This window comes from Roseiarcus sp., from assembly GCF_052145395.1.
Classification (GTDB): domain Bacteria; phylum Pseudomonadota; class Alphaproteobacteria; order Rhizobiales; family Beijerinckiaceae; genus Roseiarcus.
Genome location: NZ_JBKQOT010000348.1, coordinates 1 through 8,651 on the forward strand (window position 1 = coordinate 1; position 8,651 = coordinate 8,651).

Sequence of the window (8,651 nt, forward strand, 5' to 3'; positions counted from 1 at the left end):
TAGGAATCGAGGGCTTGCGCGTATTGGCCTTGTTCGACCTCCACCTCTCCGACCTTTTGGTACGACACCGAAAGATCGCGCTGCCAGCCGCCGAACGCCGCGAGGCCGGGAAAGGGCGAGCCCAGCCCTGCGCGGTCTCAGGTCTCGCGCGCGGCGATGCCGCGCTTGGCGAGCCATTGGCGCAGGCACGCCTCGATCCGCTCGGCGAAATCGTCCGTGCTTTCGTAGGGCTGGAACCCGGCGACGAACTGCCCGCCGGCGGTCTTGAACCAGCGTTCGAAGAAGCCCTCCAGCGCCCGCCACTGGTTCTCGATGTCGGCGCGGTCGGCCGCGTTGAGCGAGACCTGGGGATCGTGCGGATAACGGAATACATAGATGTCGGGCAGCGGGCCGCCGTCGCGCCGCTTCGCGATCGCGCTCAGGACCTCGTAGGCCGTGCCGGAGGGATAGGGCTCTCCGTCGGCCTGAGGCTCGAATCCTTGCGGCAGCGGCGATCCGAGACGCGCGCGGAAGATCGCGACGACGAGGTCGCACTCGGCCGCCTCGGGGATCTGCTTCTGGAACGTCTCGTGCGCGGAATAGAAGTTCGTCTCCCAGCGCACGGCGTCGAAGCGCGCGCGATCCTTGAACTCCGCATTGAGCTTCTCGACCACCGCCTCGAGGCGTGAGCGCTCCGCCGCCGCGTCGCCAGGTGACGAAACGAACAGGCGAAAGACGCTCTCGCTCATGGCCCCTCGCGACGCTGACGAAGGCAAGCGCAGTTGACGGTCAATCCCCTCACGCCGCAAGGGTTTCTTTCGCTGTCCTGCCGCGAACGCTCAGCCGCCGGCCGAGGGTTTGGACGTAGTCACCGGCCGCGGGTGGCGCAGGTCTGCACCCTCTCCGCCCCGGCACCCCGCCACAGACGAGCCTGGAGGATGTCGCCCAGCATTTCGCCACCCCCGTACGTACGCTCCGGCGAAGACTTCGGGAGGAGCAGACCTCCTTTCGCGACATCCTCGATCAGTTGCGGGTCGAAGTCGCGGTCAAGTACCTGCGCGACACGCGAATGACCATCGACGACATCGCCCATGCGCTGGGCTTCAGCGAGACCGCGAATTTTCGTCACGCCTTCCGGCGTTGGAAGCAGATGCCGCCGAACGAGTTCCGGCAGCAATTGCTCTGTGTGGTCGACGGAGACGCCGGTCAGACGCCGGTCATTGACTATGACTTTCGGCCGCGTAGGTTGTCTTGCGGGGCTCTGTCGGCGGCCCCTACGGCGGTAGCTGCGCTGACAGAACCAGGCGCGATCGCCGCCGACACTGCGCCCTCCGCGGTCCCGAAATCGCTATCGGCGAAAAGATCTCTTCTGGCCGAAAATAACCCATTCTTGGCCGCGCCTCACCTTTTTGCGCGTGCCGGAAGCATGCATTATTGTGCGGCCAGTATGGTGGCCGACATTCAAAGGTCAGTTTTTCGACCTTCGGATCGCAGAGAAGCGCATCGCGATAAAGCGCACGACAGGAGGAAACTTTGGCAGGTCGCCTCATCAACGTTACGCCGTTAGCGTATACTTACCCGCTCCTCATCAAGCATCTGCTGCATTCCTCGATGCTGCACGCCGCGGACCAGGAGATCGTCTACCGCGACCAGAAACGGTTCACCTATCGGACGCTCGGAGAACGCATTTATCGACTGGCGAGCGGATTGGCGGCGCTGGGCGTCCGTCCCGGGGATACGGTAGGTGTCATGGACTGGGACACCCACCGGTTCCTGGAAGCCTTCTTCGCGATCCCTATGATGGGCGCGATCCTGCAAACAGTGAACGTCCGCCTGTCGCACGAACATCTCATTTATACTATCGAACACGCCGGCGCGACCACACTGCTCGTCAACGACGAGTTTCGCGAACTTCTGGAGGCGATCCGACCGCGGTTGACCAAGGTCAGGGCGATCGTCCTGATGTCGGACAACGAGTCGTTCGCTGCTCGCGAAAGCGACGTCGCCGGCCGTTATGAAGACATTTTGGCCTCGGCATCGCCTGAGTTCGATTTCCCCGATTTCGACGAGAACACGCAGGCGACCACCTTCTACACCAGCGGCACCACCGGTCTGCCGAAGGGCGTCTATTTCAGCCATCGGCAGATAGTGCTCCACACGATCAGCGAACTCGCGGCATTGGGTTTGGCGCCCAAGCAGGGGCGCTTCCACAGCGAGAGCGTCTACATGCCGATCACCCCGATGTTCCATGTGCACGCCTGGGGCTGTCCCTATGCGGCGACCGCCGCCGGCGTGAAGCAGGTCTATCCCGGGCGCTACATTCCGGACCTCCTCTTGAAGCTCATCAAGAATGAGGGCGTGACCTTCACACATTGTGTACCGACGATTCTGCTGATGCTGCTCGATGCGCCAGCGAGCGCAGATGTCGATCTCAGCGGCATGACCATGGTCATCGGCGGCGCGGCCCTGCCGAAGATGCTGGCTCTGCGCGCTATGGCGCGGGGAATCGACATCTTCACCGGCTATGGGATGTCGGAAACGGGGCCCGTCCTTACCTTAGCGCACCTCAAGGCGTCGATGCTCAGCGGCGTCCACGACGAGGAAGTGAACTTCCGGACCAAGACCGGACGTCCGATCCCGCTCGTCGACATCCGGGTCGTCGACGCCGACATGAACGACGTCGCGCATGACGGCAAAGCCTCAGGCGAGATCGTCGTGAGGGCGCCCTGGTTGACCCAAGGCTATTTCGAGAACCCGACCGCGTCGGAGGATCTGTGGCGCGGCGGCTACATGCACACCAGCGACATCGCCAACATGACGGAACACGGATATCTCCAGATCACCGATCGCATCAAGGACGTCATCAAGACCGGCGGCGAGTGGATTTCGTCGCTGCAGCTTGAAGACATCATCATGAAGGCCCCCGGCGTCAAAGAGGCCGCCGTCATCGGCATCAAGGACGAAAAGTGGGGTGAACGCCCGGCGGCCTTGGTGGTCCGCGACTATCAGGCGGAGGAAGCGCCGACGGAAAACACGATCAAGGCGCACGTCGGCCGTGTCGCGGACACCGGCGTCATCTCGAAATACGCGGTGCCGCAAACGATCCTGTTCGTCGATCAGCTCGAGCGCACGAGCGTCGGCAAGATCGACAAGCAGCTACTGCGCCAGCGCTACACACAGGACGAATAGTCGTCGGGTCGCCACTGCGAACGCCAGGACGAGCCATGTCGGTTGAGAGCCAGATGCCGGCTTCCTGGACGCCGATACGCGGCGTCCACATGGGCGGAGAGGGGCCTCCGTTGGTGCTGTTGCACGGCATCGGCGGAACATGGCGGGTCTGGACGCCCGTGTTGCCGCTGCTCGAGCCCCATTGCCGTGTGGTCGCAATCACCCTGCCGGGACACGACGAAGGCTTGCCCGTCGCGGATTCGACGCGGCCGTCGATCTCCTGGCTGGCGGATACGGTCCTGGAGCAGTTGCGAAGCCTCGGTCTCGATTCAGCGCATCTTGCCGGCAATTCGCTGGGCGGCTGGCTGGCCCTCGAACTATTGCGCCGTGGCTTCGCCAAGTCGGTGACCGCGCTGTCGCCTGCCGGCGCATGGCGAACGTCCGACGACTTCGAAGCCATGGCGCGGCCGGTGCTGAACTCCTACGCGCTCGCCCGCAGTCGATGGAGGAAGGCGCCGGAGCGCCTGATGAAATTCGCCTGGTTTCGCTGGGCGCTGTTGCGGCGAGGAATGGAGCAGGGTCAGCGCGTCGAGCCGTGGGAGGCGCGGGAGATGCTGCATGCGCTCGCGCGGGCGAGCGTGCTTCCGAAAATAATCGCGGCAGTCCACGATGATGGTCCCATTGCGCCGATCCCAGCATCGGCCGCGCCGGTCACGATCGCCTGGGGCGCCAGAGATCGCCTCATTCCGTTCCACCGTTACGGCGTGCCGATGCTCGCGCTCGTGTCCTGCGCAAGGCCCCTGATGCTCGCCGGAGTGGGTCACATGCCGATGTACGACGATTCCGGCCGGGTGGCGAAAACGATCCTCGAGACCGTCGCTTCGGCCGAAAACGGCCTTCCCCCCGGGGCGCCAGAGCGAGGGAATGCGCAATGACCTTCATGACCCGCCGCGCGGTCGCGCAAGCGGTTCTCGACAGCCAGAGATTCGAAGCCGAGCTGGTCGCCGCCGCCAAGAAGGCCGGCAAGTCGCCGGCCGAGGCGCGCCAGGAAGCAGAGGTCGCCTTGCGCGAGATGGTCAGCGTCCAAGACCCGTTCTTCGGCATGCTCATCGATCGCGGGTTGGGGCCTCTGCACACGCGCGCCTGGTCGTTCGACGTCGACTGGGCAGCGTTGAAGCGCCTGCAGGAGCACCAGGAGAACGCAAACAAGTCGCTGGTTTTCCTGCCGACGCACCGCTCTTACGCCGACCCGTTCATCCTGATGAAAATCCTGCAGTCGATCCACATGCCGCGCAATTACGTGCTCGGCGGCGACAATCTCGGATTCTTCCCGATCGGAACGATCGGTCGCCGCGCTGGCGGCGTGTTCATGCGGCGCAGCTTCAAGGACGACGAGGTCTACAAGCTGGCGGTGCGCGAATACATGCGCTACCTCGTCGCCTCCGGCGCCAGTCTCGAATGGTACATGGAGGGCGGCCGCTCGCGGACGGGCAAGCTGCGGCCGCCGAGGTACGGCTTGCTGAGATATCTCGTGGAAGCGATCGACAGCGGCGCCGCTGAGGACATCTTGCTGGTCCCGGTTTCGATCACCTACGACCAGTTGAACGAAATCGCGAAGATGGCCGCCGAGGAGGCGGGCGCCGCCAAGCGCAAGGAGGGCATCCGTTGGCTCGCCGGCTACGCGCAGTCGCAGAATCGAAAGCTCGGCAAGGCCTACGTCCGCTTTGGCGAACCTTTCTCGCTGCGCAAGGCGCATCCGCGCGGCGACAACCAGCCCCTGCGCTGGACGCTCGACAAGGTCGCCTTCGAAGTGTTCCAGCGCATCAATCGCGTTACGCCGGTCACCGCACCCGCACTCGTGACCCTGGCCCTGCTTGGCGTCCATGACCATGCGCAGACGTTGCAGGAAGTGCTTGACGTGGTCGAACCGCTGCTCGCTTACGCCGCGCAGCGCAATCTGCCGGCGACCGCGCTCGGCGGCTTGCCGGGCGCGAGCGGCGTCGAGACGGTGCTCGATACGCTGGTTCAAGCGGGCGTGGTCGGTCGTCACGACGGCGGCCTAGCGCCGGTGTTCTACATCGAGCCCGGCAAGCATTCCGTCGCCGCTTTCTATCGCAACAGCGCCATTCACTGGTTCGTCAACCGCGCAATCGTCGAACTCGGCCTGATGGTCGCTTCGCGGGACGGACCCGACCAAGCGATCGACCGCGGCTGGCGCCAGGCGCTCGCCCTGCGCGACCTGCTGAAGTTTGAATTTTTCTTCAGCGAGAAGCCCGTGTTCCAGGAGGAAATCCAGGCGGAGGCGAGTCTGCTCGATCCGCAGATGCGCGAACATCTCGCCGAAGGGCGGGCGACTCTATCGCTCCTCGAGCAGGCGCCGTTCCTCATCGCCCATCGGGTGCTGCCGGCGTTTCTCGAGGCCTATTTCATCGTCGCCGATCGGTTGGCGGCGCAGCCCTGCGACGCCGCGGTGGACGAACCGACGTTCCTTTCGCACTGCATCGCCGTCGGCAGGCAATACGTGCTGCAAAAGCGTCTGCGCAATCCCGAATGCGTCAGCCGCGAACTGTTCACCAACGCGCTCGCGCTGGCGGCTAACCGCGGCCTCATGCAACCGGGCGCCGAGGATCTCGCCGAGAAACGACGACGCTTCGCACAGGAGACGGCGGCCGCCGTCGCCGGCGTGGCGGCGATCGGCGAACTGGACTACCGGCTGCGGCACGCCGTGGAAAGGCTCGCCTGATGTCAGCAACCGACGACGCCATCGCCGCGATCGAGGCTGGACCGAAAGGACCGGACATCGGCGCCTTTTTCGACTTCGACGGCACGCTGATCGACGGCTATTCGGCGTCGGCGTTTTTCACCGACAAGCTACGTCGCGGCGACATGGGTCTTGGCGAGGCCGCAGACATTCTCCGTATTATCCTTCGCGGCGATATGGACGAGCGGGAGTTCGCCGAGGTCATTGGCAAGGCCGTTAGCGAATGGGCCGGCCGTGCGGAAGAAGAACTCGTCGAACTGTGGTCGCGACTGTTCAGGGAGAAGATCGCCGGCCTGCTTTTCCCGGAGGCGTGGCGCCTGGTGAAGGCGCACCAGAAGATGGGTCACACGGTGGCGATCGCGTCGTCGGCCACGCGCTACCAGGCGGAGCCGATCACCCAGGAATTGGGGATAGAGCATCTGCTGTGCACGCGCGCGATGGTGCGCCGAGGACGGCTGACAGGCGGCATCGAGGGGGCGCCGCTCTGGGGCGTCGGCAAGGCCGACGCGGTGCGCGCTTTCGCCAAGGCGCGCAAGATCGCGCTGGCGCGCAGCTACGGTTACGCCAACGGCAATGAAGACATCGCCTTCCTGAAGACGGTGGGACACGCGAACGCCGTGAACCCTAAGCCGGCGCTGCTTGAGGCGGCGCATGGTGAAGGCTGGAAGGTTTTGCGCTTCTCGCCGCGCGGCAAGCCGTCGGCGTCGGTGGTGGCGCGGAGCCTCGGCGCCTATTACACGCTGGTGGCGACTTCGCTGGGCGGCCTCGCCTATGCGCTGGCGACCGGGAAGACCCGCAAGGCTGCCGAACTGGTCAGCGCGATCAGCAGCGACGCCATGCTGGCGATTACCGGCGTCGACATCGAGGTCCAGGGCGAACACCATCTGTGGGCGCATCGACCCTCGGTGTTCTTCATCAATCATCAGAGCATGGTCGAGGGCTACGTGCTCCTCAGCCTGCTGAGGCGCGGGGCGACGGGGGTGGCGAAGAAGGAAGTCGCCGACATCCCGCTCGTCGGCCAGATCTTGCGCGCGTTGGACGTCGCCTTCATCGATCGTAGCAACACCCGAAGCGCAATAGAGGCGATGAGGCCGGCAGTCGAGCGGCTCAGGCGCGGCGTCAGCGTGGTGATCGCTCCGGAGGGCACGCGCAGCGCCACGCCGAAACTCGGCCGGTTCAAGAAGGGCGCGTTCCACATCGCCATGCAGGCCAGCGCCCCCATCGTGCCCGTGGTCATTCGCAATGGCTACGAGGTTATGCCACGCGACTCCGTGCTTTTCCGCCCGGGCGTCGTACATGTGTGCGTCTTGCCGCCGATCGACGTGACCAAATGGAAGGTCGAAGATCTCGACCGTCACATGGCCGATGTGCAGGCGCTGTTCCAGCGAACGCTCGACGACTGGCCCACGGCGGGACAGGAATGAGAGGACAAGACGAGGATGACCCGACCCATTCAGATCGCGGTTCTCGGTGCGGGCTCGTGGGGCGCCACGGTCGCGTCGCTCGCGTCGGCCAACGCCCGCACCGTGCTCTGGGCGCGGCGCGCCGAGACCGCGGACGAGATCAATCGGGAACATCGCAACAGCGGCTACCTCGGCGACTTGCCGCTGAACCCGGCGCTGCGCGCGACCACGTCTCTCGAAGAGGCCGTGTCGACCTGCGATGTCCTGGTGCTCGGCGTGCCCTCGCACGCCATGCGCGCGACGTTGAGCGCCGCTTCGGCTCTTGTCCGGCCGTGGGTGCCCGTCGTCAGTCTCGCCAAGGGTCTGGAGCAGCAGACCCGCATGCGGATGACCGAGGTCATCGGCGAGGAGTTGCCCGGCCACCCGGCGGGAGTGCTGGCCGGACCGAACCTCGCGCGCGAAGTCCTTCAGGGCATGGCCGCCGCAGCGGTGATCGCAACGCCCGATCTCCACGTCGCGCGTTCGCTCCAGCCGCTGTTCGGCTCGCGCATGTTTCGCGTCTATTCGAACGTCGACGTCGTCGGTTGCGAACTCGGCGGACCGCTGAAGAACGTCATCGCCATCTCGGCCGGAATGGCGGTCGGACTGGGCGTCGGCATGAATACGCTCGCGACCGTCGTGACGCGCGGCCTGGCCGAACTCACGCGATTTGGCGTGGCCCACGGCGGGCGGGCCGAGACCTTCGCCGGCCTGACCGGGCTCGGCGACCTGATGACCACATGCATGAGCCCGCTGTCGCGCAATCGGCAGGTCGGCGAGCAACTCGCCCGCGGCAAGACGACTGCCGAAATCGTCGCCGCGATGAACATGGTGGCCGAAGGCATCAAGACCAGCAGCGTGGTGGTGGCCATGGCGGCCGAGCGCGGCCTCGAAATGCCGATCTCCCGCGAGGTCGATGCGGTGATCAGGGGCGAACGCGGCGCCGAGCGGGCGTTTCGCGGACTGCTGCGTGTCGCGCCGGGCTCGGAGTCCGACGCGGCGGCGTGACGACAGGCGATCTGGAGGCAAGATCATGAGCGATCGCAAGGGCCGCGCCGTTAGTCCCGAGGACCTGTCCGGATGGGGCGGACCGGCCGAGATGAGCGCCTTCGAGGCGGCGATGTGGCTCGCCGAAGCCGACCCGCGCATGCGCTCCATCGTGACCGGTGTGATTATGCTCGATCGGGCGCCCGACTGGCCGAGGTTGCTTGACAGACTCACGCGGCTGACGAACGCAGTTCCGAGATTGCGTCAGCGCGTGATGGAGCCCGCGTTTGGCGTCGGCCTGCCCCAGTGGGTCG

At 65.3% G+C, this 8,651-nt stretch carries 8 protein-coding genes; 7 read left to right on the forward strand and 1 reads right to left on the reverse strand.

Annotated features, from left to right (window positions below):
• Nucleotides 1-137: 137 nt before the first annotated feature.
• A complete protein-coding gene (locus ACLP25_RS11755; RefSeq protein WP_442469380.1) occupies nucleotides 138-728 on the reverse strand; it encodes a hypothetical protein in 591 nt (196 codons plus the stop codon).
• 182 nt (nucleotides 729-910) lie between these two features.
• On the opposite strand from ACLP25_RS11755, the gene ACLP25_RS11760 reads away from it, so the two are divergent.
• From ACLP25_RS11760 to ACLP25_RS11790, 7 genes are all read left to right on the forward strand, one after another.
• Nucleotides 911-1,546: a helix-turn-helix domain-containing protein gene (locus ACLP25_RS11760; protein WP_442469387.1), complete on the forward strand. Its 636-nt coding sequence runs from the start codon at nucleotides 911-913 to the stop codon at nucleotides 1,544-1,546.
• Complete coding sequence (locus ACLP25_RS11765; protein WP_442469381.1) at nucleotides 1,513-3,168, forward strand: fatty acid--CoA ligase; 1,656 nt, start codon at nucleotides 1,513-1,515, stop codon at nucleotides 3,166-3,168. The genes ACLP25_RS11760 and ACLP25_RS11765 overlap by 34 nt, the downstream gene beginning before the upstream one ends.
• 35 nt (nucleotides 3,169-3,203) lie before the next feature.
• Nucleotides 3,204-4,082 (forward strand): alpha/beta fold hydrolase, encoded by an 879-nt coding sequence (locus ACLP25_RS11770; protein WP_442469382.1) that lies wholly within the window; start codon nucleotides 3,204-3,206, stop codon nucleotides 4,080-4,082.
• Nucleotides 4,079-5,890: a 1-acyl-sn-glycerol-3-phosphate acyltransferase gene (locus ACLP25_RS11775; RefSeq protein ID WP_442469383.1), complete on the forward strand. Its 1,812-nt coding sequence runs from the start codon at nucleotides 4,079-4,081 to the stop codon at nucleotides 5,888-5,890. Before ACLP25_RS11770 ends, ACLP25_RS11775 begins: the two co-directional genes overlap by 4 nt.
• Nucleotides 5,890-7,332 (forward strand): HAD-IB family hydrolase, encoded by a 1,443-nt coding sequence (locus ACLP25_RS11780; RefSeq protein WP_442469384.1) that lies wholly within the window; start codon nucleotides 5,890-5,892, stop codon nucleotides 7,330-7,332. Before ACLP25_RS11775 ends, ACLP25_RS11780 begins: the two co-directional genes overlap by 1 nt.
• A 15-nt stretch (nucleotides 7,333-7,347) precedes the next feature.
• The gene (locus ACLP25_RS11785; RefSeq protein WP_442469385.1) at nucleotides 7,348-8,358 is read left to right on the forward strand and encodes an NAD(P)H-dependent glycerol-3-phosphate dehydrogenase; all 1,011 of its coding nucleotides are present in this window, start codon (nucleotides 7,348-7,350) and stop codon (nucleotides 8,356-8,358) included.
• Between the two features lie 25 nt (nucleotides 8,359-8,383).
• A partial coding sequence (locus ACLP25_RS11790) for a hypothetical protein (protein WP_442469386.1) occupies nucleotides 8,384-8,651 on the forward strand: 268 nt, incomplete at its 3' end.